The following is a 26,088-nucleotide window of genomic DNA, read 5'->3' on the forward strand; positions in this document are numbered from 1 at the left end:
TCGGAGGACATGAGAGATGAGACTGTTTGGATGGTTCCGCCGCCGGCGCCCCGAGCCGCCGATCACCCCGTCGGCACGGCCGACGTCCCCGGCGGCCGGAGGCGCTGGCGCGGGGCGCCGCAGCGTCCAGGCGAGCAGCGACGACAGCGTCGCCACGCGCGCGGCCATTATCGCGCTGTCGGACATACCGGCCTCGCACAGCGCCGATCATGCCGCGTCGTCGTCCAGCTACGGCGGCGGCAGCTGCAACAGCTGCTCGGCATCGTCGAGCAATAGCTGTTCGTCGGCATCGAGTTGTGGCGGGGGTGGCGGCTGTGATTGACGCGAACACGCCAACGCGGTGCCGCTCTTTCCGCAGCCGCGAGGTTGTATGCGCCGACGGCTTTCCGCAGCGTCCGTACTGCTCCGGCAATTGCGGGTGCGTGAGCTGCGGGGCTCTCTCCGCCGACGCGCTGCCGCATTGTCTCAACGACGATTTCGCCCCGCCTCACCTGATCGATGAATCGGGATTGCCCAGGCTTGCGCAGCACCGCGCGGCCTTCGACAAGGACACCACCCATGAACAGTGAGATCGATCTGCGCGCGGCGCTGGAGCGTGAACTGCAGGAACTGGCATCCAGTGGTGACGGAGGAATGACGGTCAACGAGTGGGTGCGTACTCGGATGCGTGATGCTGCTCGGCGCTCCTACACCCGCCCCGCGGATCGTGTCGGCTGCTACGATTGCGGGTGCCCTTACAGCAGCCCTGAATGGGTGGAGGCGGCCGTCCCCCACGAGACATGGGCGAAGATCAGTCCGACCGGTCACGAAGGCGGCTTGCTGTGCGTGACGTGCATGGCCAAGCGCGCCGCGAAGCTCGGCCTGACGGGTATCCCGGCGAAGGTTTGGTCGGGGCCCTTCGTCTTCGAGATGGGCGACCCGAGGCCGGATCGATCGGCGGAGGAAAAGGCGGTCGACCTAGTCCGCGAATGGCTGGCGTCGAGCGACCACCCGGTCAGCGATTGGGAGCGTTCGTTCGCCGCAGCGATCATCACGTTCGCCACCACAATCGGGAGCATCGCCGCGCAGCCCTGCGTCCACTGCAACGACACCGGCTGGGTCGACGATGAGAACTGGTGGCCGGACTATCCCGGCAGCTCGCAGGAGCGCGTGCCGGGCAACGGCAAGATCAGGTGCGGCATGCTCTGCACCGCCGACACGAAAGGAGAGAGCCCCCATGGCGACACTGATTGACCTGGCCCGCCACTGGGCGAGGCAGACCCAGAAGGGCAAGGGCATCCGGATCGAGGGCGCCGACCTCGATCTGCTGAATGCGATCGGCGTGGGCGAGATGATCCAGGTGAAGGCGGCGGAAGAGCAGAGAGAGCTATGCGGACAGAGGTTGATGAACTCTACAGCCGGGGGAAATACCGGCTCGCCTACGATCGACGGAGGGACGGATCCCTCCGCTCGCCGTTCCTCCAGATCGTCTGGTACGACGAAGCCGCTGGGCGTAACCGCCAGCGCTCGACGGGCACAGAGGACGTCGAACAGGCGGAAAACGAGCTAGACGCGCTCTACCTGCAGCGCGAGCGGGGCCAGTCGGTGTGCCCGACCTGCGGCCAGCTCATGCGCGCCGGCGCGCGTCACCTCGTGACCGCCGCGATCGCCGACTATCTGGTCGCGCGGGACAGCCGTCCGAGCATCGATTCGATGCGCCACCGCCTCGCGCACGTCACGAACTACCTGACCGAGACCGACCAGCTCACCACCGCCTGCGAGGATGTGGATGAAGACTGGATCGAGGGGTTCCGCGAATGGGCGATGGAGGTGCCGATCGTCTCGACCGGCGGCAAGGCGCGCACCCGCACGGCCGGCACCGTCGAGGGCAGCGTGACGATGCTCGCCGCCGCGATCAACTTCGCGCACGGGCGGAAGGACACGCTGTTCCCGGCCGGCTTCGCGGCGAAGAAGCCGGGCGAGGTCAGCCGCACCCCCGCCTACCGCGCCGACATCGCCACGCTCGCCGCCATGTTCCGCTATTGCACCGATCCGGAGACGGACGAGACCGACCACAACCGATCCTACAAGCGCCGGCGCGCCGACCGGGCGAACCTCCATCGCTTCCTGCAGGTCAGCGTCGCGACCTGGGCGCGGCCGGACGCGGCGCACGACGTCTCGACCGACCGCAAGCATGATCAGTGGCATTCGAACGCTCGCGCGCTCAACCTCAACCCGAAGGGGCGCCAGCAGACGAAGAAGCACCGGCCGATCGTGCCGGTCGCGCGCCAGCTGGCGCCGCTGCTCGACGCCAACACGGGCTTCTATGTGACGGTCGATTCGGTGAAGACTGCTTTCGAGGGGATGCTCGATTATCTCAAGCTGCCGCGCGACGGCGAGACCGGTCTCAAGCTGATCCGCCGATCGATGGCGCACCTCGCCCGGCAGCGGCTCGGCGAGCGCGACTGGGTGGAGGGGCGGATCATGCTCGGCCACATGAAGATCACCACGTCGGACACCTACGCGCCGTTCGACACGGGCTATCTCGGTCAGGCGCTGCGGGTGACGGAAGAGATCATCGACGCCATCGAAAAGCTGGCGCCGGGCGCCTTCGCTCCGGCTTTCACCGGAGTGACACCGGAGGAAGCCGAAGGCATAAGGGCGGCGATTGCCGGAAAAGATTTGGTCGGGGAGAGAGGATTCGAACCTCCGGCCCCTGCCTCCCGAAGACAGTGCTCTACCAGGCTGAGCTACTCCCCGACCGATCCAAGGTGGCGAACCACCCGGAGGCAAGGCGCGTGCCTATAGATGCCCCTTTCATACTGCGCAAGCGCTCAATCGCAGCTTTTGTCGGGGGCGGTGCGCAGGCCCCGGAACATCATGGCTGCGGCGGTCGGCTTCAGCGCGGAACCGCGGGGTTCAGATGCTCCCACACCTGCGAGATCACGACCGAACCCTCGCCGACCGACGAGGCGACGCGCTTTACCGAATGCGCGCGGACATCGCCGACCGCGAAGATGCCGGCGCGCGAGGTGGCGAAGGAGGATCGTCCGCCGGCGGCCTCCCCGGTCAGGATGAAGCCCTTGTCGTCGAGCCGCACCAGCCCGGCGAGCCATTCGGTGTTGGGAGCGGCCCCGACCATGATGAACAGCGCGCAGGCGTCGATCCGCCGCTCCCCGCCGGTGGCGCGATCGCGGATGGTGACCTGGTCGAGCCGATCGTCGCCATGCAGCGCCACCACCTCGGCGCCATAATCGATGCTGATCGCCGGATCCGCCTCCAGCCGGCTCGACAGATAGTGCGACATCGACGCGGCGAGCGAGGTCCCGCGCACCAGCACGCGGACGCGGCGCGCCGCGCGGCTGAGATACATCGCCGCCTGACCCGCCGAATTGCCGCCGCCGATCACCACCGCCTCGCGGCCATGGCAGGTGCGCGCCTCGTTCTCGGTCGCGGCATAATAGATGCCGGCGCCTTCGAGATCGGCGAGCCGCTCGATCGGCAGGCGGCGATACTGCACCCCCGTCGCCACCACGACGGCGCGGGCGCGCACGCGCTGGCCATTGTCCAGGGTGGCGCAGAAATCGCCGTCGTCGAGCTGTTCGAGCAAGCCGACGCGGCGGGGCACCGCGAAGCGCGTGCCGAATTTCATCGCCTGCACCTCGCCGCGCCAGACGAGATCGGCGCCCGAAATGCCGGTGGGGAAGCCCATATAATTCTCGATCCGGCTGGAGGTGCCGGCCTGGCCGCCGACCGCGATATCCTCCACCACCAGCGCGCGCAGCCCCTCGGCGCCGGCATAGACGCCCGCCGCGACACCCGCCGGGCCGCCGCCGATGATGATGACGTCGAACGCCTCGTCGTTGACGAGTTCGCGGCCGAGCCCCAGCAACCGGGCGATGCGTTCGGGCGTCGGATCCGCGATCACCGTGCGCCCGAAGATCGCCATCGGCCCGGTCGCGGTGCTGGCGCAGCTGCGCGCCGCCTCTCCCGCCGCCGCGCTCCCCAACGGCAGCGAGGTGTAGGGAATCCGGTTGCGGCTGGCGAAATCGGCGACGCGGCCGATCGCGCGGTCGACATCCTCGCCGATCAGGATCAGCGCGCTGTCCCGCGCGTCGAGCTGGCGACGGCGCCGCGCGGCGAGCACGGTGATGACGATGTCCGACATCTCGGGAATGTCCGCCATCAGCCGCAGCATCGCGGCGCGCGCGACCTCGATCACCCGCGTCGGCCGCGCCGTGCGCATCGGCATCGACCAGTTGCCGCCGTCCAGAAACGATATCTCGCCCATGAACTGGGTCGGCCCCAGCGTCGACGGCAGATGGCGGTCGCCGGTCAGCGGATTGACCACCTCGATCTCGCCGTCCTCGACATAGATGAAGCGGTCCGCCGGTTCGCCGGGGCGGGCGAGGAAGGCGCCGGCCGGATAGTCGCGCTCGACACCCGCCTGCCGGAGCGCGGCGACATGCGCCGCAGCGAGCGGGATTCGCTGCATTTCACGCAGATCGCGCCCTATGGTCTCCATCGCTCCGCCTCCATCCGGTTCATGATCGGCCCCATCCTGCCACCGGCGGAGCCTCTGCCTCAACCATCCAGGATCGCCTCGATGCAGGCAATCAGCGCGGCGGGATCGAACGGCTTGCGCATGAAGCGGCGCACGCCATGCGCCATGGCCTGCCGCTCCAGCTCCAGGCTGGGAAAGGCGGTGATCAGGATCAGCGGAACGCCTGTGCCCTGCAGGATCCGGGCGAGCTCGAGCCCGCTGGTGCCCGGCATCTGGACGTCGCTGATCACCATGTCGACCGCACGCCAACGCAAAGAAGCAAGATAGTCGTCCGCCGAATGAAAGATCTCCGGCCGCGCATTCATGCTGTCGACCAGACTTCCGAGCGCGGCGGCGACGTCTTCATCGTCATCGACGATCGCGATCGACTTCATCGGAACGGGAGGCAATGAAGCTTCGACCAACAGACGGTCTCCCAATATCCTCGACCATCCCTGTCGGATCGAATCGCGCTGCCCAGCCTGCCGAGCAGCCCGGCACCGCCCTGCCATTCCTACACCGCCGCCGCTTCGAACCCACCCATACGCTGGTATCGGTTGCCCGCACCTTCGGCGCATGGAGATGTTTTGTCACTGGCCGGTCTGTCGCCCGACTTCGCTGGAACGACCGGGCCACGCCTTCTCAGCATCGCCATCGTCGATGACGATGAGGGGGATGACGATGAGGGGGTGGTGCTGAAGAAGCCGTTCGGCGCCGATCGCGCGGATCGAGGCGACGGCGACGCCCTGACGCGCCGCCGCCGCCCCTTCGTCAGAAGCCTTCGAGAACGGTCTTGCCGATCGCCACGCCGCTTTCGACCATGCGGTGCACCTCCTTGAGGTTGGCGGCGTCGATCGGCGACAGCGTGCGGGTAAGCGTGGTCTTCAGCACGCCGGCGTCGACGAGGTGCGAGACCTCTTCGAGCAGCCGGTGCTGCTCGATCATGTCGGCCGTGGCGTAGAGCGAACGGGTGAACATCAGTTCCCAGGCGACGGTGATCGACTTGCGCTTGAGCGGTACGATGTCGAAATGCGCGGGATCGTCGATCAACGCGATCCGGCCCTGCGGCGCGACGATCTTCGGGAACAGCGGCAGATAATGCTCGCTGCCGGTAAGCCCCGCGACATAGTTCACCTCGGGATGGCCGATGCGGGCGAGTTCCTCATCCAGCGGCTTGCGGTGGTCGATCACCAGATGCGCGCCCATCTCCTCGACCCACGCTTTCGTCTCGGGCCGCGAGGCGGTGGCGATCACGGTGAAGCCGGTCAGGCGCCGCGCGAGCTGGATGAGGATCGAACCGACGCCGCCGGCGCCATTGATGACCAGCAGCGTGCCGCCCGCAGTCTTGCTGCCATGAGGAATGCCGAGCCGGTCGAACAGCAGTTCCCAGGCGGTGATCGCGGTCAGCGGCAGCGCCGCCGCCTCGGCCCAGCCCAGCGAGGCAGGCTTGTGGCCGACGATCCGCTCGTCGACGAGGTGGCGTTCGGCGTTGGTGCCCTGGCGGGAAATGTCCCCGGCGTAGAATACCGCATCGCCGGCCTTGAACAGCGAGACCTCGCCGCCGACCGCCTCGACGATGCCGGCGGCGTCGAAGCCGAGGATCTTCGGGGCGCCGTCCGTCCGGGCGCTCGAGGCGCGGACCTTGACGTCGACCGGGTTCACCGAGACCGCCTTCACGCGAACGAGCAGGTCGCGCGGGCCCGGCACGGGGGCGGGAAGCTCAAGGTCGATCAGGGCGTCCGGGCGATCGATCGCGCCCGCCTGATGATAGCCGATGGCCTTCATGATATAATCTCCATGGTCGTCACATGGGGCGTAAGTCGGGTCTCGCCCGGCCGCCCGCCACCCCCAAGATCGACCGGCCGGCATGCGTTTTCGCATGGCCGTTCGAGCGCATGATCCGTGACCTGCCGGGCCGTGGCGTCGGGCGCGGCGAACCCATACGCAAGTATGGCCCCGCCCGGCTGGTCATGCGGCCCGCCCACCGATAGGAAGGTCGGGTGGCGGTCAGGATCGAGGAGCCCGGTTTTGCTGGCAGGAGCGAGAGCCGCGTCGAGCGATGAGGGCCCGCAGGCCGGCGACGTCCCGGTCGTCCTCGTGGTCGACGACGACCCCGACATTCGCGCCAGCCTGACCGACATGTTCGATTCGGTCGGCATGAAGGTGCAGGTCTATGCCTCCACCGCCGCCCTGCTCGGCGACACCTTGCCCAACGGGCCGAGCTGCCTCGTGCTCGACCTGCGGCTGCCCGGCTCCAGCGGGCTCGAACTGCAGACGCAGCTCGCGCGTGACGGCATCGACATTCCGATCATCTTCATCACCGGCCATGCGGATGTGCCGACGAGCGTGCGGGCGATGAAGGCGGGTGCGCTCGATTTCCTGCCGAAGCCGTTCCGCGAGCAGGAGCTGCTCGACGCCGTGTCGGACGCGCTGCGCCGCGACGGCGAACGGCGCCACGGGCAGCGCGAGCGCGATGTCGTGCGCGACCTCGCCCGCCACCTGACCGCGCGCGAGACCGACGTGCTGCGCGGCGTCGCCCGCGGCCTGCTCAACAAGCAGATCGCCTATGAACTGGGCATCACCGAAGTGACGGTGAAGATGCACCGGTCGAGCGCTGGCAGGAAGCTGAAGTCGGTTTCGGTGGCCGATATGGTGCGCAAGATCGAGCTGCTCGATCTCTGAGCAATACCGGCGTCGGGCTTTTCCCGTCAGACGCATACCTAGGTATATCTGGGCCGCCGCCCCGCCTTGCTCCACCTTGACGGTGCAGCGGAGGACGCGATGGTCGACATCACGATAAATGGCGAGAAGCGCAGCGCGGAGGTCGATGGAGACACGCCGCTGCTTTGGGTGTTGCGCGACAAGCTCGGCATGACGGGCACGAAGTTCGGGTGCGGTATCGCCCAGTGCGGCGCCTGCACGGTGCATGTCGATGGCGTCGCGGTGCGATCGTGCCGGCTGCCGGTCAGCGCGGTCGGCGATCGCGCGATCACCACGATCGAGGGCGTCGGCGCCACCGCCGCGGGCGCACGCGTGCAGAAGGCCTGGCTCGATCTCGACGTGATCCAGTGCGGCTATTGCCAGTCCGGCCAGATCATGGCCGCCGCCGCGCTGCTCGCCGCAAATCCCGACCCGGACGATGGCGCGATCGACGCCGCGATGTCCGGCAATATCTGCCGGTGCGGCACCTATGTGCGCATCCGCGAAGGCATCAAGCAGGCGGCGCAACGTGGCTGAGCGCGGCCTGTCGCGCCGCCAGGCACTGCGCCTCGGCGCGGTCGGCGGTGCCGCCTTCCTGCTGGGCATCAACCTGCGCACCGCCAGCATCGCCGCGCCCGACGGCACCGCCGCCTTCGCGCCGGACGCGTTCATCCGCATCGCCACGGACGGGCGCACGACGCTGATCATGCCGCAGACCGAGATGGGCCAGGGCATCTACACCGCGCTGTCGATGCTGATCGCCGAGGAGCTCGACCTGCCGCTGGCCGGGGTGACGCTGGAAGCCGCGCCGCCCAGCGACGCGCTCTACGGCAATCCGATCTTCCAGGTGCAGGCGACCGGCGGCTCCACCTCGGTGCGCGCCTATTGGCTGCCGCTGCGCAAGGTGGGCGCGAGCGCGCGTGCGATGCTCGTCGCCGCGGCGGCACGGCGCTGGCAGGTCGCCGCCGACAGCTGCCGCACCGAGGCCGGCGAAGTGATCCACGACGCAAGCGCACGCCGGGCGGCCTATGGCACGCTCGCAGCAGCGGCGATGCGCGAGACCCCGCCCGCCGATCCGCCGCTCAAGGATCCCGCCGCGTTCCGCCTGATCGGCCGTTCGCATCGCCGGCTCGACACGCTGCACAAGACCGACGGATCGCTGAAATACGGCATCGACGCGATGCCCGAGGGGGTGCGTTTCGCCAGCCTCGCCTGTTCGCCGGTGCTCGGCGGCAAGGTCGCGCGGGTCGACGATGCGCAGGCCAAGGCGCTGCCCGGCGTCCAGCAGATCATCGTGCTGGAAGACATGGTCGCGGTGGTCGGCGATACGAGCTGGGCCGCGCTGCGCGGGCTCGCGGCGCTCGACATCGCATGGACCGACGGGCCGTTCGCGGCGGCCTCCACCGAAACCATCCGCGCTGGACTGATCGAGGCCGGCCGCGCCGACGGCAATGTCGCGGTCGATACCGGCGCGAAGGCGAAGCTCACCGGCGACGGCGTGATCTCCGGCTTCTACGAACTGCCGCTCCTCGCCCATGCGCCGATGGAGCCGATGAACTGCACCGTCCACCTCACCCCCGGCCGCTGCGAGATCTGGGTGGGCACGCAGGTGATGACGATGACGCAGCGTGCCGCCGCCGAAGAGGCGGGGCTCACCCCCGATCGGGTCATCGTCCACAACCATCTGATCGGCGGCGGCTTCGGCCGGCGGCTCGAGGTGGATGGCACCCGCAAGGCGGTGCGGATCGCACGGCATGTCGACGGCCCGGTCAAGGTCGTCTGGTCGCGCGAGGAGGATATCGGCAAGACGCCCTATCGCTCGGTCTATGGCAGCTGGCTGAGCGCGCGGCTGGAGGATGGCAAGCCCGTCGCCTGGTCGCACAAGGTGGCCGGGCCCAGCGTGATCGGCCGCTGGCTGCCGCCGGGGTTCGACGGCAAGATCGACGGCGACGCGGTGGATGGCGCGGTGGAGACGCCCTACGACTTCCCCGCGACGCTGGTGACGTGGGTGCGCCATGAACCCAAGGGCGTCGACACCGCCTTCTGGCGTGGCGTCGGCCCCAACATGAACGTGTTCGCCACCGAGAGCTTCGTCGATCGCGTCGCGCGCGAGGCGGGGCGCGATCCGCTCGATTTCCGCCGCGGGCTGATCGGCAAGCAGGCGCGCGCCCGCGCGGTGCTCGATCTCGCGGCGGCCAAGGCCGGCTGGGGCGGCCCGCTCCCCCCGGGCTCGGGACGCGGCATCAGCCTGCAATATGTGTTCGGCACCTATCTCTGCACGATCGCCGAGGTCGGGGTGGACGACGAGGGAGCGGTAACGGTGGTGCGGATGACCAGCGCGGTCGATTGCGGCACCCCGGTCAATCCCGACGGGATCGTCTCCCAGATCCAGGGCGGGCTGATCTTCGGCCTCTCCGCCGCGCTGCACGGCCGCATCACCTTGAGCGGCGGCCGTGTAGAGCAGAGCAATTTCCACGATTATCGCGTCGTCCGCATGGACGAGACGCCGCGGATCGAGGTGCATGTCGTGAAAAATGCCGAAGCCCCCGGCGGCATCGGCGAACCCGGCACGGTTTCGGTGCAGGCAGCGGTGTGCAACGCGATCTACGCGGCGACCGGCGTGCACCTCAAGCGGATGCCGATCGACCCGGCCCTGCTCGCGAAGGGAGCCCGCGCATGACCCGGCGGCGTCGCAACCTGCTGATCCTCACCGGCGCGGTGCTGCTGGTCGGCGGCCTCGTCGCCTGGCGGCTGCTGTTCCTGCCCGATGCGCTGGCGTTTGCCGGCGGCCGGCAGGTGGCGCTGGCCGATTATCAGGGCCCCTCCCCCACCGGCGTACCCCTGGAGCTTGCCAAGGCCGATCCGCTGGCGCGCGGCAAATATCTGACGGAGGCGGCGGATTGCGCCGCGTGCCACACCGCCAAGGGCGGCAAGCCGTTCGCAGGCGGGCGCCCGTTCAAGCTGCCGTTCGGCACGATCTACACGCCCAACATCACCCCCGATCGCGAAACCGGGATCGGTGCGTGGAGCGATGCCGACTTCCTGCGCGCGGTGCACACGGGCATCGGGCGAGGCGGCGAACGGCTCTATCCGGCCTTCCCCTATGCATCCTACACGATGCTGGCCGATGCGGACGTGCTGGCGATCCGCCGCTACCTTGCGTCGCTGCCCGCGGTGCGGCAGGCCAACCTGCCCAACAGCTTCGCCTTTCCGTTCAACCAGCGCTGGCTGATGGCGATCTGGGGCGGCTTCTTCAACCGCGACACCCGCTTCCGCCCCGTCGCCGACCGCAGCCCGCAATGGAACCGCGGCGCCTATCTCGTCGAGGCCGCCGGCCATTGCGGCGAGTGCCACACCCCGCGCAACCTGCTGCAGGCGATGGATACGCGCCGCAAGTTCGCCGGCGGCCAGGCCGAGGGCTGGAACGCCTACAACATTTCCGGAGACCGGCTGAGCGGCATCGGCGCATGGACCGAGGCCGAGATCGCGCACTATCTGGCCAAGGGCCATGCCGCGGGCCGCGGCGTGGCCTCGGGCCCGATGGCCGAGGCGGTGGAACTCAGCACGAGCCGCATGACCCGGTCGGACATCGCCGCGATGGCCGCCTATCTCAAGACCGTGCCGGCGGTGCGCACCGCCGCCTCGCCGGCGATGGCAGGCCCCGCCCCCGCCGCCGCGAGCGCCGGCCCCGGCGACAATCCGCTTGGCAAGCGCATCTTCGAGGGCGCCTGCGCGAGCTGCCACGCCTGGACCGGGCGCGGCGCGATCACCGCCGACCAGCAACTGACCGGCAACCGCGCCGTCAACGACGCCACCGCCGCCAACGTCGCGCTGATGATCCTGAACGGCACCGGCGGCTCGCCGGAACGGACCGGCGCCTACATGCCGGGCTTCGGCGCCGCTTACACCGATGCGGAGGTCGCCGCCGCGGCGAACTATGTGACCGCGCGGTTCGGATCGAAGCCCTCGCGGATCACCGCCGCCGACGTGAAGCGCATGCGGGAAGAGTGACGGCATCGCGACCGGGGGCGCGGGCGTCGGCGCGCCCGGCCCGTCTTTACTCTCTTTACTGTAGCCGTAGATTGCGAGGCTTTGCATTCCGGCGTCCGGCCAGCTATCGGCGCGCGATGTCCACCCCGCTCGACAAGATCCGCAACTTCAGCATCATTGCACATATCGACCATGGCAAGTCGACCCTGGCCGACCGTCTGATCCAGACGACCGGCGGCCTCACCGAGCGCGAAATGTCCGCGCAGGTGCTCGACAACATGGATATCGAGAAGGAGCGCGGCATCACCATCAAGGCGCAGACCGTGCGCCTCGAGTGGAAGGGCCACGTCCTCAACCTGATGGACACGCCGGGCCATGTCGACTTCGCCTATGAGGTGAGCCGCAGCCTTGCCGCCTGCGAAGGCGCGCTGCTGGTGGTGGACGCCGCGCAGGGCGTCGAGGCGCAGACGCTCGCCAACGTCTATCAGTCGATCGAGCATGATCATGAGATCATTCCGGTCATCAACAAGATCGACCTGCCCGCCGCCGAGCCCGAGCAGGTGCGCAAGGAGATCGAGGACGTCATCGGCCTCGACGCCTCCGAGGCGGTGCTCGCCAGCGCCAAGTCCGGCATCGGCATCTCCGAGATCCTCGACCAGATCGTCGCCAAGATCCCGCCGCCCAAGGGCGATGCCGCGGCACCGCTGAAGGCGATGCTGGTCGATAGCTGGTATGATCCCTATCTCGGCGTCGTCATCCTCGTGCGGGTGATCGACGGCGTGCTGAAGAGGGGCCAGCAGATCAAGTTCATGAACGCGGGCACCACCCATCTGGTGGATCGCGTCGGCTGCTTCCGCCCCAAGATCGAGCAGCTCGCCGATCTCGGCCCCGGCGAGATCGGCTTCATCACCGCGCAGATCAAGGAAGTGTCGCAGACCGCGGTCGGCGACACCATCACCGACGCCAAGCGGCCCGCCGCCGAAGCGCTGCCGGGCTTCAAGGAAGTCCAGCCGGTGGTGTTCTGCGGCCTGTTCCCGGTCGACGCCAACGACTTCGAAAAGCTGCGCGAATCGATCAGCAAGCTGCGCCTCAACGACGCCAGCTTCTCGTTCGAGATGGAAACCAGCGCGGCTTTGGGCTTCGGCTTCCGCTGCGGCTTCCTGGGGCTCCTCCACCTGGAAATCATCCAGGAGCGGCTGACCCGCGAATATGACCTCGACCTCATCACCACCGCGCCGAGCGTGGTCTATGAGATCACGCTGACGCATGGCGGCGGCACGATGGCGCTGCACAACCCGGCGGACATGCCCGATCCCAACAAGATCGAGGAGATCGAGGAGCCGTGGATCGAGGCGACGATCTATGTGCCTGACGAATATCTCGGCAGCATCCTCAAGCTCTGCCAGGATCGCCGCGGCATCCAGAAGAACCTGACCTATGTCGGCGGCCGCGCGCAGCTCAGCTACGAACTGCCGCTCAACGAGGTGGTGTTCGACTTCTACGATCGGCTGAAGTCGATCAGCCGCGGCTATGCCAGCTTCGACTATCACCAGATCGGCCACCGCCCCGGTGATCTCGTCAAGATGAGCATCCTCGTCAACAACGAGCCGGTCGATGCGCTGAGCATGATCGTCCACCGCTCGACCGCCGAGACGCGTGGCCGCGGCATGTGCGAGCGGCTGAAGGACCTGATCCCCCGCCACATGTTCAAGATCCCGATCCAGGCGGCGATCGGCGGCAAGGTGATCGCGCGCGAGACGATCGCCGCGCTGCGCAAGGACGTGACCGCGAAATGCTATGGCGGCGACGCCACCCGCAAACGCAAGCTTCTGGAAAAGCAGAAGGAAGGCAAGAAGCGGATGCGCGAATATGGCAGCGTGAGCATCCCGCAGGAGGCCTTCATCGCCGCGCTGCGCATGGGCGACGAGAGCTGAGCCCGACGCGGGCCTGACGGCCCGGCCGCCTGCCGGTAAGCGACAGCGACAACATACGGGGCGCCGCGAACGCCAGAGGTCCGGCTGCTCGGGATGCCCCCTCATCCCCTAGGCACCTCCACCCCGACGCTGCATGATGCCCCGATGCAAAGCATCCGCATCATCCTGTTCGCGACCGCCGCCGCCATTCTCTATGGCATCCTCCACGATCAGGTGACTGCGCATCTCTGCGTGGAATATTTCACCATCGCGCACCCGCCGGTCTTCCCCACCACCTCCCCCTTCCTGCTCGCGGTCGGCTGGGGCGTGATCGCCACCTGGTGGGTGGGGCTGCCGCTGGGCGTACTGCTCGCCGCCGCCGCGCGGCTCGGGCCGCGCAACCGGCTGACGGTCGCGCAGTTGAAGCGCCCGGTCCTGCTGCTGATGGCGACCAGCGCGATCGCCGCGCTGGTTGCCGGCATCGCCTGCGCATGGATGGTCGCGGCCGGGAGCATGGCGGTCCCCGGCGGCTGGGGCGCGCTGATCCCGCCCGAAAAGCATGTCGCCTTTTCCGCCGCGGCGGGCGCGCATCTGGCAAGCTATTTGTCCGGCTTCATCGGCGGGCTGGTGCTGATCGGCCTCACGATCCGGCGGCGCTTCGTGCGCTGACGCGCAACCTCTTGCCGAATCGATCGTTATCTTTTCTAACTGACGAAACGATCAGCGAGAGGATCCGGATTCATGGCCACCGACACGCTCGTTCCCGCGCAAGAGCTGGCGCGCAGGATCGCGAAGACGCCCTTTCCCGGCGAGAGCGAGGATTATCGGATCGCGCGCGAAGCGCTGCTGGCGGAGGAGATCGCGTTTCGCCGGCACATGACCCGGCTGACCGAGCAGCGGCGCGCGCTGCCGCCGGGGCCGGTGATCGAAAAGGATTATCGCTTCCGCGACGCCAATGGCGAGGAACTGCGGCTGATCGACCTGTTCGGCGATCATGACACGCTCGTCGCCTATTTCTGGATGTATGGGCCGCAGCGCGAGCGGCCCTGCCCGATGTGCACCAACTGGCTCGGCGCGGTGAACGGCAATGCCGCCGACATCAAGCAGCGCGTCGCGCTCAAGATCTTCGGGCGCAGCCCGGTCGAGCGGCAGCTCGCCTTCGCCGCCGAGCGCGGCTGGCGCGACCTCGATTTCGTCCAGACCGTGGGCGACGATTATGCGGATGATCTGGGGCTGCTGCCGGCCGAGGGCGGCGAATATCCAGCACTTACCGTGTTCCGTCGCGACGGCGATCAGGTGCGCCTGTTCTGGGCGAGCGAGATGACCGGCGAAGCCGCCGATCCCGGCCAGGATCCGCGCGATGCGCCCGACATCGCCGCGCTCTGGTCGATCCTGGATCTGACCCCCGGCGGGCGCGGAACCGACTGGTATCCGAAACTCAGCTACTGAGACGGGGCGTTGGCCGCAACGCGCCGCAACATTTGGTCTGCCCGCGCATTCCCTGTCTGAACCCCACAGCAAGGGAGGGCACCGTGGTGAAGAAGCAGACCAGCCGCACCCACATCAAGGGTCACACGGTCGCCGCCCGCAAGGACGATCCGCAATATATCGTCGAGACCGAAAATGGTGACCGCGCGGCGCACAAGCCATCCGCGCTGAAGAAGCAGTGAACGCGCCATCCTGCGGCTGGGGTGGCGCCACGCTGCTGCCCGGCCTGTCCGGCGCGCCGCTGATGACCGCGCTCGCCCCGCCCGTGACGGTGATGACCTGGCGCGGATCGGCGACCCACGCCAACGCGCATGACCGGGTAAGCCGCCGCGTCGTCGCGCGCCATGTCGCTGCGCTGCTGGATCTGCCTTTCGGCGGCGAGGCGATCGTCGCAAGCACGAACGCCTATGTCGTGCCGTTCGATACGCTGATCGCCGACGAGGCAGCCCTGCTGGGCGTGGCCGGCGAGGATCGCTTGCTCGGTGGCGTCGTGCCGCACCGCTTCGTCGCGACCAAGGCGATCACCCATCCGCTGATCGCGCCCGATGCCGCTGCGCCGGAAGGCTGGGCACATGAACTGGGCAGCGCGCTCGCACCGGTGGTGCCGATCGGCTTCACCGCGTTCAGCACCGCGGATGTCCGGCGCGCGGGCGAGACATTGCTCGCGCTGGGCCCGTTGCGTCTGAAGGCAGTCGCCGCGACCGCCGGGCTGGGCCAGACCGTCGTCGAGGATCGCCAGGCGCTGGAGCGCGCGCTGGCGGCGGAATCGTCCGAGGCGATCGAAGCGGGCGGCATCGTGCTGGAGGAAAATCTGGCCGACGTCACCACCTACAGCGTCGGCACGACCCGGATCGGCGCGCACGCCATCGCCTATTGGGGCACGCAGCGGCTGACCCGCAGCAACGCAGGCGACACCGTTTATGGCGGCTCCGATCTGGAAGTCGTGCGCGGCGGCTGGGACGAGCTTGCGGCCCTGCCGCTGGCGGCCGAAGTCGCGCAGGCGGTTCGCCATGCCATCGCCTATGATCGTGCCGTGTTTGCCGCCTATCCGGGGTTGTGCGCCTCGCGCCGCAACTATGACATCATCGCCGGCGACGCCGCGGACGGCACGCGCCGGATCGGCGTGCTGGAACAAAGCTGGCGCGTCGGCGGCGCGACCGGCGCCGAACTCGCCGCGATCGAGGCGTTCGCGCGCGATTCGAAGCTCGGCCATGTGCGCAGTTCGACCATGGAGATCTACGGACGAGCCGGTGCCGCACCGGCCGGTGCGACGATCTATTATGACGGCGTCGATCCGGTGGCGGGCCCGTTGACCAAATATGCCGAGGTCAGTCGTGAAGCATGACGGCCGACTGAGCATCAAGGTAGACGATCAGCCGATCGAAGGCACGCTGCTCGGCCCGGAAAAGCTGATACCGGGCGTGCTGTTCGTCCATGGCTGGGGCGGCAGCCAGGAGCAGGATCTGGCGCGCGCCGAAGAGATCGCCGAGCTCGGCTGCCTGTGCTTCACCTTCGACCTGCGCGGCCACGCCCGCACCGACGGCCAGCGCCAGCTTGTGACCCGCGACGACGGCCTCGCCGACGTGCTCGCCGCCTATGATTTCCTCGCTTCCCAGGAGATGGTCGATCCGTCGGCGATCGCCGTGGTCGGCACCAGCTATGGCGGCTATCTGGCGACCCTGCTGACGGAGCTGCGCCCGGTGCACTGGCTGGCGCTGCGCGTGCCGGCGCTCTACCCCGACAGCAACTGGGACGTGCCGAAGGCGCTGCTCGACAAGAAGGCGATCTTCGATTTTCGCAGCCGCTTCCATCCGCCCGAGGTCAATCGCGCGCTGCGCGCCTGCGACGCGTTCGAGGGCGATGTGCTGATCGTCGAATCCGAGTTCGACGAGCATGTCCCCCACCCGGCCATCGCGTCCTTCATCGCGGCGTTCCGCCACGCCCGATCGCTGAGCTATCGCGTGATGCACGGCGCCGATCACGCGTTGCGCGATGAAAGCTGCCGCAAGGCGTATAATAATGTCTTGATCCGGTGGATCGAGGAAATGGTCCGCGGCGCACGCCGGACTTTGAGCTGATCATGGGATTGATCATTGTTAGTTCGCGGAACGTTTGGCCGTCTGTACCGTAATTAGGCCATGAGATCGATCAGCCGATCGATCGCCTTTCGAATCGAAACAGCGAGGAACAATCCGTGGCAACGCGCTTTCGGGAATCCGACACCGTCGAACGACGATCCCAATTTCTGACCGACAGCTTCCAGCGCGGATTGGCGCACTGGAACCGCGAGCGGCTGGAACCGCAATTTCCGACCGAGGAGTGGCGCCACACGCTTGAGCGGGACGTGCGGATGATGCGCCTTGAAGGTGGCTTCATCGAGGAATTGCGCGCCGAGGTGGCCGAGGAGGCTGCCGGCGCCCCCACCGACGTCGACGGCTTCATCGACTGGTTCGAAGACCTCAAGCAGCGCGGGCCCGGCCAGGGCGATCCGCTGTTTCCGTGGCTCGCCGCGGAGGCCGACCGTGACCAGCTGCGCTGGTTCTTCGAGCAGGAAGCGGCCGGCGAGGCCGGATTCGACGATCTCGTCGCCTATACGCAGATCAAGCTGCCGGTGCCGGCCAAGCTCGAACTGGCGCGCAATTATTGGGACGAGATGGGCCGCGGCCAGGTCCGCGGCATGCACGGCCCGATGCTCGACGCGCTGGTCGAAACGCTGGACGTGCAGCCGACGATCGAGACCACGGTCTGGGAAAGCCTGGCGCTCGCCAATGCGATGACGGCGATGGCCGTCAACCGCCGCTACGCCTGGCATTCGGTCGGCGCGCTCGGCGTGATCGAGCTGACCGCCCCGGGCCGTTCGGCGATGGTCGCGAAGGGCCTGCGCCGCATCGGGTTGAGCGATCGCGAGCGCCGCTATTTCGATCTCCACGCCGTGCTCGACATCAAGCACAGCGAGGCGTGGAACGAGGAGGCGTTGAAGCCGCTGGTCGCGGAAGATCCCGCCCGCGCGACGGCGATTGCCGAAGGCGCGCTGATGCGCCTTACCTGCGGCGCGCGCTGCTTCGAGCGTTATCGCGCCGCGCTCTGGGGCTGAAGCCCGTGGTGTCGCGGCCATCGCGACGGCGCCGAAAAAGGGCCGGCCCGAAAGGCTGGCCCTTTTCATAAGCGGCGGCGCTGCTGCCGCGTCGAGATCGGGAAGCGCCCCCGATCAATCCTTCTCATCGTCGTCGTCGGCGGAGAGAGCGTCATCCTCGTCCGCGTCGAGCAGTTGCTCGATCGCCTCGCTGATCAGGTCGAGCTGCTCGAAGCTGACGGTGAACTCGCTGGTCTCTCCGTCTTCGTCTTCGATGCTGAGCAGATAGTCGCTGCCATCGTGTGTCAGCGAGAATTGCATCAAGATTTGGCCATTCTTCCCTCCTCAGTTCGACCCGGAAACGCCCGATGCCGCGAACGGCTCCCGGCAGCTGCCGCCTCCTTGCAGTACTCCTCCGCGGGATCGCTTTCAGACCCGTGAACGCGCGGGCTGCACGATGAACCGCGTCCGCCGGATGATCGTCAGGCGCTGCCCGGCCTGCGGCCTGGGCATCCTGCGCGTCGTGCCGCGCCAGCGCAGGCCGAGGAGGAAGGCGGAAACGCCTGCCACCAGCGCCCCGGCAAGAATGGCGCGGGCGGATGCGCGGCCTGCAGAGACGGGCCGGCGACCGGCGTCGTCCGCTTGCGCGGCGCGGCGGCGCTCCCCGATCATGATCTCCGCCGCGGCGGCACCGGACTCCTCCTCGATGGTGATCTCGCGACCGCCACCGGCGGTCAGGGTTCGTGCCATCGGCGTCCGTTCGGGCGCGGCCGCGCCCTTGGGTTGCGCGTTGCCGCGGCGCGCCTCGCTTTGCGGCAGCGGATTCTTGCGACCGCCGCCGTCGACGCGACGCTCCGCTTCGGGCTGGTCGGCATCCTGCCGGCGACCGTCGCTCATCCTTCGCCTCCTTCATCCTGATCCGCAGGCTCGATCCGCCCCTCGTCGCGGCCGGGCTGCCACGCGCCGGCCGGCTTATCGTCCTTCGCGGGCCGGTCGAGCGTGTCACTGGGGCTGCGGGCACTGCCCTTTTCCCGATGTTCGGTCGATATGTTGCGCGCCTTGCTCATGGCCGCCCTCCTTGATGACGATCCGTTGACGTTGCGAAGGATCGACGCACCGGCATGGGCGATGTTCCCGTCCGTTCGTCGGGATATTCGGCGCGGCTCAACCGTTTTCCCTCGCATCAACCGCCATGACCGACAGGAGGGTATCCATGGCCGACAAAGCTGAATTCACCGATGCGATCGCCTTGCTCAAGGCGGATCACCGCAAGGTCGAGGCATTGTTCGAGTCGTTCGAAAAAGCGCGCACGGATTCGACGAAGCAGAAGCTGGTCAGCGAGATCTGCACCGAGCTGAAGATCCACACGATGATCGAGGAAGAAATCTTCTACCCGGCATTTCGCGGCAAGATCGAAGACGACACGCTCGACGAAGCCTATGTCGAGCATGACGGCGCCAAGGTCCTGATCAACGATCTCGAAAATTCGGAACCGTCGGCGGACTTCTACGATGCGAAGGTCTCGGTGCTGTCCGAAGAGATCAAGCACCACGTGCATGAAGAGGAAATGCCCGCCGAAGGCATGTTCGCCCAGTGCCGGAAGACGGATGTCGATCTGGTCGCACTGCGCGACACGATGATGGCCCGCAAGCAGGAACTGCTTGCGCAGGCCAAGGCGGACGGCCTGCCGGCGGCGAAGCCGCACGCCGTAAACCTCGTCGCCGCCTGACCGTCGCCGCCTGACCGTCGCCGGCTCCCGCGCGAAACCAAACCCGAAACCAGACCAGCGGGCGCGGGAGCCGCCGATCAGTCCTGCCGAGCCTCGCCCGGCTTGGCGCCGACATGAACCCAGGCCGATGTGTCGTCGTCCGGCCGACCGGTCGGCGGGATCACGTCCCCTTCCTCGTCCGGCCCCATCCAATCATCGTCGAGGGGCTCGCGCTCGGGCAGCGGTGCGGGCGTGGGTGTCGGTCCGTTAGCCATCGGCTTCCTCCTGCGCTGCAGCGATGCTGCGCACAACATGGCGTTTCTGCGGGTGACGACAACCCCCGGGGAGCGCGGGCAGGGGCATAATGCCGAAGGATGGTGGACAGGGCTGGATTCGAACCAGCGTACGCTCTCGCGGGCAGATTTACAGTCTGCTGCCATTAACCACTCGGCCACCTGTCCATGGGCCCGCCGATCGGGAAGCGGCGCAAATGGCGAAAGGTCGCCGCGCTGTCAACCGCCCAAAACGGCTTGCCCGCGATTGCATTGCCGCCGCACCGGTTCAACCTGCCATTGCGCGCGGCGCAGGGCCGCTTATGAAGCCGAACCATGCGTAGAGGCCATCGACCATCACAGCCGCAAGGCAATCGTCCCCGTTTCTGGGGGCGCCATGCCGTGTTTGCCGCCCTTGCCAACCCCGCGCGGACGCCGCGCAAATTGTGGGGCACGCGCGAGGCGCTGGCGCCGCTCGACCTGCCGCCGGTGCTGCCGGTGGTCTATGCCGACGTCGCCGATCTCGGCCGGCTGGTGCCCGCGGACGCCCCGCACCAGGGCCTCGTGCTGGAGGTCGATCCGCTGGAGGATGTCTGGCTGGGCGACCTGCTCGAATCGGGCGCCAACGACCAGCGGCCGCTGATCATCCTCGATCAGGTGACCGATCCGCACAATGTCGGCGCGGTGCTGCGCTCGGCGGCGGCGTTCGATGCGCTCGGCATCGTCACCCAGGATCGCCATGCGCCGCCCGAATCGGGCGCGCTCGCCCGTTCCGCCTCCGGCGCGCTCGAAGTCGTGCCGTGGGTGCGGGTGGTGAACCTCGCCCGCGCGCTCGACGAGATCGCGGAGGCGAGCTTCTGGCGCATCGGCCTTACCGGGACCGCGCAGCAGACATTGGCCGAGGCGATGGGCGAGGCGCGGATCGCGCTGGTGCTGGGCGCCGAGGGCGAAGGCATGCGCCAGAACACCGAGGCGCATTGCGACGAACTCGCCAAGCTGCCGATCAGCCCGAAGGTGGAGAGCCTCAACATCTCCAACGCCGCGGCGATCGCGCTCTACGCGGTGGCGACACGATGAGCGCGACGCGCCGTGCGGTCGCCGCCCTGGTCGCGCTGGCGCTGCCGATCCTGCTCACCGGCTGCCTGTTCCTGCCGGGCAAGTTCGCCTCCGACATGACTGTCGGCGCCGATGGCGCGTTCGACTTCCGCTACAAGGGCGAGATCATCTTCGCCGGCCATGAGGCGTGGGAACCGGTCGCGGAGCCGGTGTGCAACGGCCCCAGACCCGGCGAGACGATCGACCGCGACAAGGAAGGTGCCGAGGAGGACAGCTGGAAGGAACGCCCCTGCACGCCCGAGGAACGCAGCGAGAAGCAGGCCGAGACCGCCGCGCAGCGCAGGCGCAGCATGAGCAGCCAGGCACCGATGATGGCCGAACTGCTGGGCATCAATCCCGGCGACGAGGCGAGCTACGAGCAGTTCGCGGCCCGCCTGCGCAAGCTCGATGGCTGGAAGGCCGTCACCTACAAGGGCAAGGGCGTGTTCGAGGTCGACTATGTCATCTCCGGCACGCTCGACCGCGACTTCGTCTGGCCGGTCTATCCGCAGACCGGCGCCTCCGCCTTCCCGATGCTGATCGCGGCGCGCGCCGCCGATGGCACGGTAACGGTCTCCGCCCCCGGCTTCGGCGGCCCCCAGGGCCCCGGCATCAGCCCGGCGCTGACCGCGATGGGCCCGCGCGGCAAGGATAATGACCTGCCGAAGGTGCCCACCGACGGGGTGTTCACCTTGACCACCGCCGCGCCGGTCGTGTCGACCAGCGCCACCGCGGCGGTGCCTGCCGGCGCGCGCGGCAAGATGATGCGCTGGACGGTGAAGCCGGACAGCAAGGTGACGCCGCAAGCCGTGCTGCGGCTGAAGTGATGGCGAAAGGGATGGAATCGATGAGGCCAGGCGCCGCGCTTGCCGGAATGGCGCGCGTCGCCGCCGTGCTGCTCGCCCCGTTGCTGCTTGCCGCCTGCTTCTTCTCGCCGGGCAAGTTCGCGGCCGACCTCGACGTTGCGCGGGATGGCCGCTTCGACTTCGCCTACAAGGGCGAGATCGTGATCGTCGGCTATCGCGATCCGATGCGCGATTTCCCCGCGCAGGGCGACAAGGAATTGCTCAACGAGATCGGCGAATGTTTCGAGGAAAGCGGCAAGCCCAAACCGACCTGCAGCGCGGAAGAACAGGCGCGTCTGAAGGCGCAGGCCGAAAGCCGTCAGGCAAACGAGAGGTCCGAGGACACCCGCGAGTTCGAGGCGCTGCGTCAGACGCTCGGCTTCGATCCGTCCGACGAGAAGGCGGTCGCCGCCTTCGCCGCGCGGCTGAAGGGCCAGAATGGCTGGAAGGACGTCAGCTACAAGGGCAATGGCGTGTTCGCGGTCGACTATGCGATCTCGGGCACGCTCGACCGGGATTTCGTGTGGCCGGTGTTCCCCGGCGCCGCCGGCGTCGTCCCCTTCGTCGTCGCGCAGCGCCAGGCCGATGGCCGCATCCGCGTGCGCGCCCCCGGCTTCGGCGGGTTCGGCGGCATGAATTCCAGCGGGCCGATGACGAGCGCGATGATCGGCATGGCCAGCAAGGCGGAAGAGGGCGGGCCCGCGCCCGACGGCCTCTTCACCATCGTCACCGGCGCCGAGGTGCTAGCGAACAACAATGAGGATGGCTGGGCGCCGGATGCCAAGGGGCGGCGAATCGTGTGGAAGGTCGGCCCGTCGAGCGCGGCGGTGCCGGAGGCGCTACTGGAGGTTCGGCGCTGAACCGACCGCACGCGCCGCTACCGCACCGGCCGCGCCACGGTGCGGAAGCCGAGATGTGACGCACCGGCCAGTTCGGCTTGCGCGTGCCGCGCCTCCGGGCGGTAACGCGCGCAATAATTCGGCGCGCAGAGGAAAGATCCACCTTTGATCACCCGTGCGCGGACCCCGGGTTGCGCGGGATCGAAGCTGCGGTTCGGCTCGCCCGCCTCGGCGGTGGGGCCGTGGCCCGGCAGATACCAGCTCTGCGTCCATTCCCAGGCGTTGCCGATCATGTCGTTGAGGCCCAGCGCATTGGTATCGTAGCAGCCGACCGGGGCCAGCCCGCGATGCCCGTCCGCGGCGTCATTCTCCACCGGGAAGCGCCCCTGCCAGGTGTTCGCCTTGCGCGGTGCAGGCTGTTCGAGGCTTTCCGCGCCACCGGCGCGCGCGGCGAACTCGAACTGCTCCTCGCTCGGCAGCGCCCTGCCCGCCCAATCGGCATAGGCACGCGCATCGGCGAAGGCGATGTGGACCACCGGCAGCGTGTCGCGCCCGGCAAGGTCGCTCGTCGGCCCTTCCGGATGGCGCCAGTCCGCGCCTTTCACATAGCGCCACCACTGGCTGGGCGCGACGGGAAGCATGCCGGGGCCGGGCGGCGCGAAGACGATCGATCCGCCTTCACGCTCGGCCTGGGTGACATGGCCGGTCGCGGCGACGAATGCGGCATATTGCCGGTTGGTCACCTCATGCCGGTCGATCCAGAAACCTTTGACCGTTGCGGCATAGCGCGGCGCCTCTTCCTGGTAGCTGCGGTCGCTCCCGAACTGTGCCGGTCCACCCGCCACCCAGACCTCATCGTCGGCCAACGCCGGGCAACCGCTGGCGCCAGCCCCCTCCGCGGAGCCGTCATCGCCAGCCACGCCCGCCAGCAGCAGGACCGCGGTGAGTGCGGCGGCACGCCGGATCATGGCCTGTAGACCGAGGGCTGCGGCGGGATGACGCCGACATCCTTCGCATAGGCATCCCAGGCGGCCTTCAACTGCGCCAGCCGCTCGGGCTCTTCCTCGCTCAGGTCACGCGTCTCGCCCGGATCCTCAGCGATGTTGAACAGCTTCCACATGCCATCGCCGACATCGGTGATCTTCCAGTCGCCCTGTCGGATCGCGCGCGATCCGAACAGCTCGACGCCATAGGCATCGTCCGCGCCGTAGACCGCCGGCGCCTTTCCGCGGAGATGCGCGACCCAACTCTTGCCGCGGATCGGCTGCACCGCGCGGCCCTGAAAGCGGCCGGCGGGATCGGGGACGCCGGCGAGTTCGAGGAAGGTCGGCAGCACATCCGCCACCGACAGAAAGCTGCGATCGACGCTGCCCGGCGTGCCCCCGGCATGGGTGAGGAAGGAAACCGCGCGTGTGCCGCCCTCGGTTGCGTAGGCCTTGTAGAGCCAGGACGGGGCGGTCGCCGCCTGCGCCCAGCCGGGGCCGTAGCCGAGATAGGAGGTGGCGGCGCCGCGATTGTCGAAGCTGTTGTCCGCCCCGTCATCCAGCTTGTTGATGCCCACCATCTCGCTGGTCGCGATATCGAGCCCTTCCGCGCCATTGTCGGCCAGGAACAGAATCACCGTATTCTCATAGTCGCCGCTGCGCTTGAGTTCGGCGATGACGCGGCCGACATTCTTGTCGAGCCGATCGACCATCGCCGCGTAGATCTCCATGTCGCGCGCGGCGGTGCGGCGCTGCTCGCGGCTGAGCTGGTTCCAGCCGCCATGTTTCAGCACCGGCGCATGCGCCGGCCGGGCGGGATCATAGAGGCCCAGTTCGGCCTGCCGCTTCAGCCGGCGCCCGCGCAGCGCCTCGAAGCCCTCATCATAGCGGCCCTTATACCTTGCGATATCCTCCCTTGGCGCCTGCAGCGGCCAGTGCGGCGCGGTGAAGGCGAGATAGGCGAAGAAGGGTTTGGCACCGCCCGGCGCGGCCTTCGCCTCACCCAGAAAGTCGATCAGGCGGGTCGTGAAATAATCCGACGAGTAGAAATCCTGCGGCACTTGCGAAAGGCGCCTGCCCTGTTCGGTATAGGTCGCGCCCTTCAGCGGATCGTTCGAGGCGCCGACGCCGAAATGATTATGGCCGCCCTGCAGCAGCGCGAAGCTGCGCTGGAAGCCGCGGTCATGCGGATCCTGGCCGGGCGCGACGCCGAGATGCCACTTGCCCGAGAACAAGGTGCGGTAGCCGCCGGCGCCGAGAAGTTCGGCCAAGGTCGCCGTATCCGGCCGCAAATAGCCTTCGTGGCCCGGCTTGCCTTTCTGGTTGGGCGCAATCAGTTCCGCCATCGTGCCGAGCCCGGCGCGGTGATTGTCGGTGCCCGACAGCAGCATCGATCGCGTCGGCGAGCAGGTCGGCGCGGTGTGGAAGCCTATGAAGCGCACGCCTTCGGTGGCCAGCGCGTCGAGGTTGGGCGTGTCGATCTCACCGCCGAACGCGCCGATATCCGAATAGCCGAGATCGTCGGCGACGATGATGAGGAAATTGGGCCGCGGCTTGTCTTCGGCGGCGGCCGGCGTCGCGCCGGCCACCAGCAGCAGCGCAACGATAAGGGCAGAGCGCATCGGGAATCCTTCGGCAGGAGGGATGGGCCGCATCCGGCGTGACTCGGATGCGGCCCTGCGGAGACGACCGTTGCTTACTCAGCTGCTGCAAGCAGGTCGGCCGGCTCCGGTTTGATCACCCGGCTGCGGCTGCCGTCGATCGCGATCGGCACCTCGCCCGCGACGGTGGCGCGGCGCAGCGTGCGGCGCTGCAACCCGAAATCGGCGATCGCGCGGTGCTGGGTGGCACGATTGTCCCAGATCGCGACGTCGCCCGGTTGCCAGCGCCAGCGCACGGTATTCTCGGGCTTGGTGATATGATCCTGAAGGATGCCGAACAGCCGCTGCGAATCGGCGGCGTTGAGCCCGACGAAACTCTTGACGAAATGGCCGACGAGCAGCGCCCGCTCCCCGCTTTCGGGATGAACCCGCACCACCGGATGTTCGGTTTCGTAAACGGTCGACGCGAACACGCGCTGATGCTGTTCGATCTGCTTGCGATCCGCGCCGAACGTGCCGGCATAATCGTAGAGATTGGTGTGGACCGCCCACAGCCCGTCGACCAACGTCTTCAGGCTTTCGGGCAATTCCTGATAGGCGGTGACGCCGTTGGCCCACAGCGTGTCGCCGCCCGCCTCCGGAATGTTGATCGCGCGCAGGATCGAGGCTTCCGGATAGGCATCGACGAAAGTGACGTCGGTATGCCAGCTCGACGCGGCATAACCCTCCTTCGAATCGAGCTCGAGCAGATATTTGCTGCCCGGCACGACCGGCACTGTGGGATGCGCGATCGGCTTGCCGAAGCGTTCGGCAAAGGCCTCCTGCCTGGCATCGTCGAGCGCGGTCTGGTTGCCGAAGAAGATCACCTTGTGGCGGACGAGCGCGGCGCGGATCGCGGCGAGCGTCAGGTCGTCGAGGTCCCCCGACAGCGCGACGCCGCGGATCTCGGCGCCGATGCGCCCAGCGACGGGCACGATGTCGAGCGGGCTTTCAGCCTCGCGGGCGTTAACGAATTCATGAGTCAGAACGGTCATGGCAGGCTCCTTGGCTGTGATGGGA

30 protein-coding genes and 2 tRNA genes are annotated in these 26,088 nt (G+C 68.0%); 19 read left to right on the forward strand and 13 right to left on the reverse strand.

What is annotated here, in order from left to right:
* The first annotated feature begins 16 nt into the window (after positions 1 to 16).
* The 4 genes from NX02_RS32730 to NX02_RS32740 are packed head-to-tail and all read left to right on the forward strand — an operon-like array spanning position 17 to position 1,549.
* Positions 17 to 322, forward strand: a complete 306-nt coding sequence (locus NX02_RS32730; protein WP_158014136.1) for a hypothetical protein — start codon at positions 17 to 19, stop codon at positions 320 to 322.
* Positions 315 to 569 carry a hypothetical protein gene (locus NX02_RS32735; protein WP_158014137.1) on the forward strand — a complete coding sequence of 85 codons (255 nt, stop codon included), beginning with the start codon at positions 315 to 317 and terminating at the stop codon, positions 567 to 569. The genes NX02_RS32730 and NX02_RS32735 overlap by 8 nt, the downstream gene beginning before the upstream one ends.
* Positions 559 to 1,233, forward strand: a complete 675-nt coding sequence (locus NX02_RS21285; protein ID WP_158014138.1) for a hypothetical protein — start codon at positions 559 to 561, stop codon at positions 1,231 to 1,233. Before NX02_RS32735 ends, NX02_RS21285 begins: the two co-directional genes overlap by 11 nt.
* A complete protein-coding gene (locus NX02_RS32740) occupies positions 1,217 to 1,549 on the forward strand; it encodes a hypothetical protein (RefSeq protein WP_158014139.1) in 333 nt (110 codons plus the stop codon). Before NX02_RS21285 ends, NX02_RS32740 begins: the two co-directional genes overlap by 17 nt.
* On the opposite strand, the gene NX02_RS32745 is transcribed toward NX02_RS32740, so the two are convergent.
* The 5 genes from NX02_RS32745 to NX02_RS21310 all read right to left on the reverse strand — a co-directional run bounded on the left by NX02_RS32745 (position 1,546) and on the right by NX02_RS21310 (position 6,307).
* On the reverse strand, positions 1,546 to 2,475 hold the full coding sequence (locus NX02_RS32745) for a hypothetical protein (protein WP_158014140.1): 930 nt from the start codon (positions 2,473 to 2,475) through the stop codon (positions 1,546 to 1,548). The genes NX02_RS32740 and NX02_RS32745 overlap by 4 nt on opposite strands.
* A gap of 187 nt (positions 2,476 to 2,662) precedes the next feature.
* A tRNA-Pro gene (locus NX02_RS21295) sits at positions 2,663 to 2,739 on the reverse strand.
* 139 nt (positions 2,740 to 2,878) lie between these two features.
* Positions 2,879 to 4,504, reverse strand: a complete 1,626-nt coding sequence (locus NX02_RS21300) for an FAD-dependent oxidoreductase (RefSeq protein WP_025294192.1) — start codon at positions 4,502 to 4,504, stop codon at positions 2,879 to 2,881.
* 59 nt (positions 4,505 to 4,563) lie between these two features.
* Positions 4,564 to 4,917: a response regulator transcription factor gene (locus tag NX02_RS21305; protein ID WP_025294193.1), complete on the reverse strand. Its 354-nt coding sequence runs from the start codon at positions 4,915 to 4,917 to the stop codon at positions 4,564 to 4,566.
* Between the two features lie 376 nt (positions 4,918 to 5,293).
* Positions 5,294 to 6,307 carry a zinc-binding alcohol dehydrogenase family protein gene (locus tag NX02_RS21310; RefSeq protein ID WP_025294194.1) on the reverse strand — a complete coding sequence of 338 codons (1,014 nt, stop codon included), beginning with the start codon at positions 6,305 to 6,307 and terminating at the stop codon, positions 5,294 to 5,296.
* 243 nt (positions 6,308 to 6,550) lie between these two features.
* Here NX02_RS21310 and NX02_RS21315 point away from each other — a divergent pair, with 243 nt between their 5' ends.
* The 11 genes from NX02_RS21315 (at position 6,551) to NX02_RS21365 (ending at position 17,707) form a co-directional block, all read left to right on the forward strand.
* The gene (locus NX02_RS21315; protein ID WP_025294195.1) at positions 6,551 to 7,204 is read left to right on the forward strand and encodes a response regulator transcription factor; all 654 of its coding nucleotides are present in this window, start codon (positions 6,551 to 6,553) and stop codon (positions 7,202 to 7,204) included.
* Positions 7,205 to 7,303: 99 nt separating this feature from the next.
* A complete protein-coding gene (locus tag NX02_RS21320; RefSeq protein ID WP_025294196.1) occupies positions 7,304 to 7,759 on the forward strand; it encodes a (2Fe-2S)-binding protein in 456 nt (151 codons plus the stop codon).
* Positions 7,752 to 9,902 (forward strand): xanthine dehydrogenase family protein molybdopterin-binding subunit, encoded by a 2,151-nt coding sequence (locus tag NX02_RS21325; protein ID WP_025294197.1) that lies wholly within the window; start codon positions 7,752 to 7,754, stop codon positions 9,900 to 9,902. Before NX02_RS21320 ends, NX02_RS21325 begins: the two co-directional genes overlap by 8 nt.
* Complete coding sequence (locus NX02_RS21330) at positions 9,899 to 11,233, forward strand: c-type cytochrome (protein WP_025294198.1); 1,335 nt, start codon at positions 9,899 to 9,901, stop codon at positions 11,231 to 11,233. Before NX02_RS21325 ends, NX02_RS21330 begins: the two co-directional genes overlap by 4 nt.
* A 116-nt stretch (positions 11,234 to 11,349) precedes the next feature.
* Positions 11,350 to 13,146: a translation elongation factor 4 gene (gene lepA, locus NX02_RS21335; protein WP_025294199.1), complete on the forward strand. Its 1,797-nt coding sequence runs from the start codon at positions 11,350 to 11,352 to the stop codon at positions 13,144 to 13,146.
* A 144-nt stretch (positions 13,147 to 13,290) separates the two neighbouring features.
* Entirely contained in the window at positions 13,291 to 13,794 is a 504-nt protein-coding gene (locus tag NX02_RS21340) for a hypothetical protein (protein WP_025294200.1), read from the forward strand.
* Between the two features lie 72 nt (positions 13,795 to 13,866).
* On the forward strand, positions 13,867 to 14,574 hold the full coding sequence (locus NX02_RS21345) for a DUF899 family protein (protein WP_025294201.1): 708 nt from the start codon (positions 13,867 to 13,869) through the stop codon (positions 14,572 to 14,574).
* An 83-nt stretch (positions 14,575 to 14,657) separates the two neighbouring features.
* On the forward strand, positions 14,658 to 14,795 hold the full coding sequence (locus NX02_RS21350) for a hypervirulence associated TUDOR domain-containing protein (protein ID WP_245648663.1): 138 nt from the start codon (positions 14,658 to 14,660) through the stop codon (positions 14,793 to 14,795).
* Positions 14,792 to 15,958: a DUF3182 family protein gene (locus tag NX02_RS21355; RefSeq protein ID WP_245648664.1), complete on the forward strand. Its 1,167-nt coding sequence runs from the start codon at positions 14,792 to 14,794 to the stop codon at positions 15,956 to 15,958. The genes NX02_RS21350 and NX02_RS21355 overlap by 4 nt, the downstream gene beginning before the upstream one ends.
* Positions 15,948 to 16,691 carry an alpha/beta hydrolase family protein gene (locus NX02_RS21360; protein ID WP_025294204.1) on the forward strand — a complete coding sequence of 248 codons (744 nt, stop codon included), beginning with the start codon at positions 15,948 to 15,950 and terminating at the stop codon, positions 16,689 to 16,691. The genes NX02_RS21355 and NX02_RS21360 overlap by 11 nt, the downstream gene beginning before the upstream one ends.
* A 116-nt stretch (positions 16,692 to 16,807) precedes the next feature.
* Positions 16,808 to 17,707: an iron-containing redox enzyme family protein gene (locus NX02_RS21365; RefSeq protein WP_025294205.1), complete on the forward strand. Its 900-nt coding sequence runs from the start codon at positions 16,808 to 16,810 to the stop codon at positions 17,705 to 17,707.
* 114 nt (positions 17,708 to 17,821) lie between these two features.
* On the opposite strand, the gene NX02_RS21370 is transcribed toward NX02_RS21365, so the two are convergent.
* The 3 genes from NX02_RS21370 to NX02_RS32750 all read right to left on the reverse strand — a co-directional run bounded on the left by NX02_RS21370 (position 17,822) and on the right by NX02_RS32750 (position 18,753).
* Positions 17,822 to 18,007, reverse strand: coding sequence for a hypothetical protein (locus tag NX02_RS21370; RefSeq protein WP_039996751.1), 186 nt, complete (start codon positions 18,005 to 18,007; stop codon positions 17,822 to 17,824).
* A 108-nt stretch (positions 18,008 to 18,115) separates the two neighbouring features.
* Positions 18,116 to 18,583 (reverse strand): hypothetical protein, encoded by a 468-nt coding sequence (locus NX02_RS21375; protein WP_025294207.1) that lies wholly within the window; start codon positions 18,581 to 18,583, stop codon positions 18,116 to 18,118.
* Positions 18,580 to 18,753: a hypothetical protein gene (locus NX02_RS32750; protein WP_158014141.1), complete on the reverse strand. Its 174-nt coding sequence runs from the start codon at positions 18,751 to 18,753 to the stop codon at positions 18,580 to 18,582. The genes NX02_RS21375 and NX02_RS32750 overlap by 4 nt, the downstream gene beginning before the upstream one ends.
* Before the next feature lie 146 nt (positions 18,754 to 18,899).
* On the opposite strand from NX02_RS32750, the gene NX02_RS21380 reads away from it, so the two are divergent.
* On the forward strand, positions 18,900 to 19,415 hold the full coding sequence (locus NX02_RS21380) for a hemerythrin domain-containing protein (RefSeq protein WP_025294208.1): 516 nt from the start codon (positions 18,900 to 18,902) through the stop codon (positions 19,413 to 19,415).
* A gap of 77 nt (positions 19,416 to 19,492) precedes the next feature.
* Here NX02_RS21380 and NX02_RS32755 read toward each other — a convergent pair whose 3' ends face one another.
* The gene (locus NX02_RS32755; protein ID WP_158014142.1) at positions 19,493 to 19,669 is read right to left on the reverse strand and encodes a hypothetical protein; all 177 of its coding nucleotides are present in this window, start codon (positions 19,667 to 19,669) and stop codon (positions 19,493 to 19,495) included.
* 100 nt (positions 19,670 to 19,769) lie between these two features.
* A tRNA-Tyr gene (locus NX02_RS21385) sits at positions 19,770 to 19,855 on the reverse strand.
* 147 nt (positions 19,856 to 20,002) lie between these two features.
* Between NX02_RS21385 and rlmB the strand changes: the two genes are divergently transcribed.
* Genes rlmB through NX02_RS21400 form a run of 3 tightly spaced genes read left to right on the forward strand, consistent with a single transcriptional unit; the run spans position 20,003 to position 22,466 of the window.
* The gene (gene rlmB / locus NX02_RS21390) at positions 20,003 to 20,743 is read left to right on the forward strand and encodes a 23S rRNA (guanosine(2251)-2'-O)-methyltransferase RlmB (RefSeq protein ID WP_025294209.1); all 741 of its coding nucleotides are present in this window, start codon (positions 20,003 to 20,005) and stop codon (positions 20,741 to 20,743) included.
* Complete coding sequence (locus NX02_RS21395; protein WP_025294210.1) at positions 20,740 to 21,588, forward strand: hypothetical protein; 849 nt, start codon at positions 20,740 to 20,742, stop codon at positions 21,586 to 21,588. Before rlmB ends, NX02_RS21395 begins: the two co-directional genes overlap by 4 nt.
* Positions 21,589 to 21,608: 20 nt before the next feature.
* Positions 21,609 to 22,466, forward strand: coding sequence for a hypothetical protein (locus NX02_RS21400; RefSeq protein WP_158014143.1), 858 nt, complete (start codon positions 21,609 to 21,611; stop codon positions 22,464 to 22,466).
* Between the two features lie 17 nt (positions 22,467 to 22,483).
* On the opposite strand, the gene NX02_RS21405 is transcribed toward NX02_RS21400, so the two are convergent.
* The 3 genes from NX02_RS21405 to NX02_RS21415 all read right to left on the reverse strand — a co-directional run bounded on the left by NX02_RS21405 (position 22,484) and on the right by NX02_RS21415 (position 26,063).
* Positions 22,484 to 23,413 (reverse strand): formylglycine-generating enzyme family protein, encoded by a 930-nt coding sequence (locus NX02_RS21405; protein WP_025294212.1) that lies wholly within the window; start codon positions 23,411 to 23,413, stop codon positions 22,484 to 22,486.
* Complete coding sequence (locus tag NX02_RS21410) at positions 23,410 to 25,050, reverse strand: arylsulfatase (RefSeq protein WP_025294213.1); 1,641 nt, start codon at positions 25,048 to 25,050, stop codon at positions 23,410 to 23,412. The genes NX02_RS21405 and NX02_RS21410 overlap by 4 nt, the downstream gene beginning before the upstream one ends.
* A 74-nt stretch (positions 25,051 to 25,124) precedes the next feature.
* On the reverse strand, positions 25,125 to 26,063 hold the full coding sequence (locus NX02_RS21415) for a TauD/TfdA dioxygenase family protein (RefSeq protein ID WP_039996752.1): 939 nt from the start codon (positions 26,061 to 26,063) through the stop codon (positions 25,125 to 25,127).
* Positions 26,064 to 26,088: the final 25 nt, after the last annotated feature.

Origin of the sequence: Sphingomonas sanxanigenens DSM 19645 = NX02, assembly GCF_000512205.2 — a bacterium.
In the GTDB taxonomy this organism is placed as follows: Bacteria; Pseudomonadota; Alphaproteobacteria; order Sphingomonadales; family Sphingomonadaceae; genus Sphingomonas_D; species Sphingomonas_D sanxanigenens.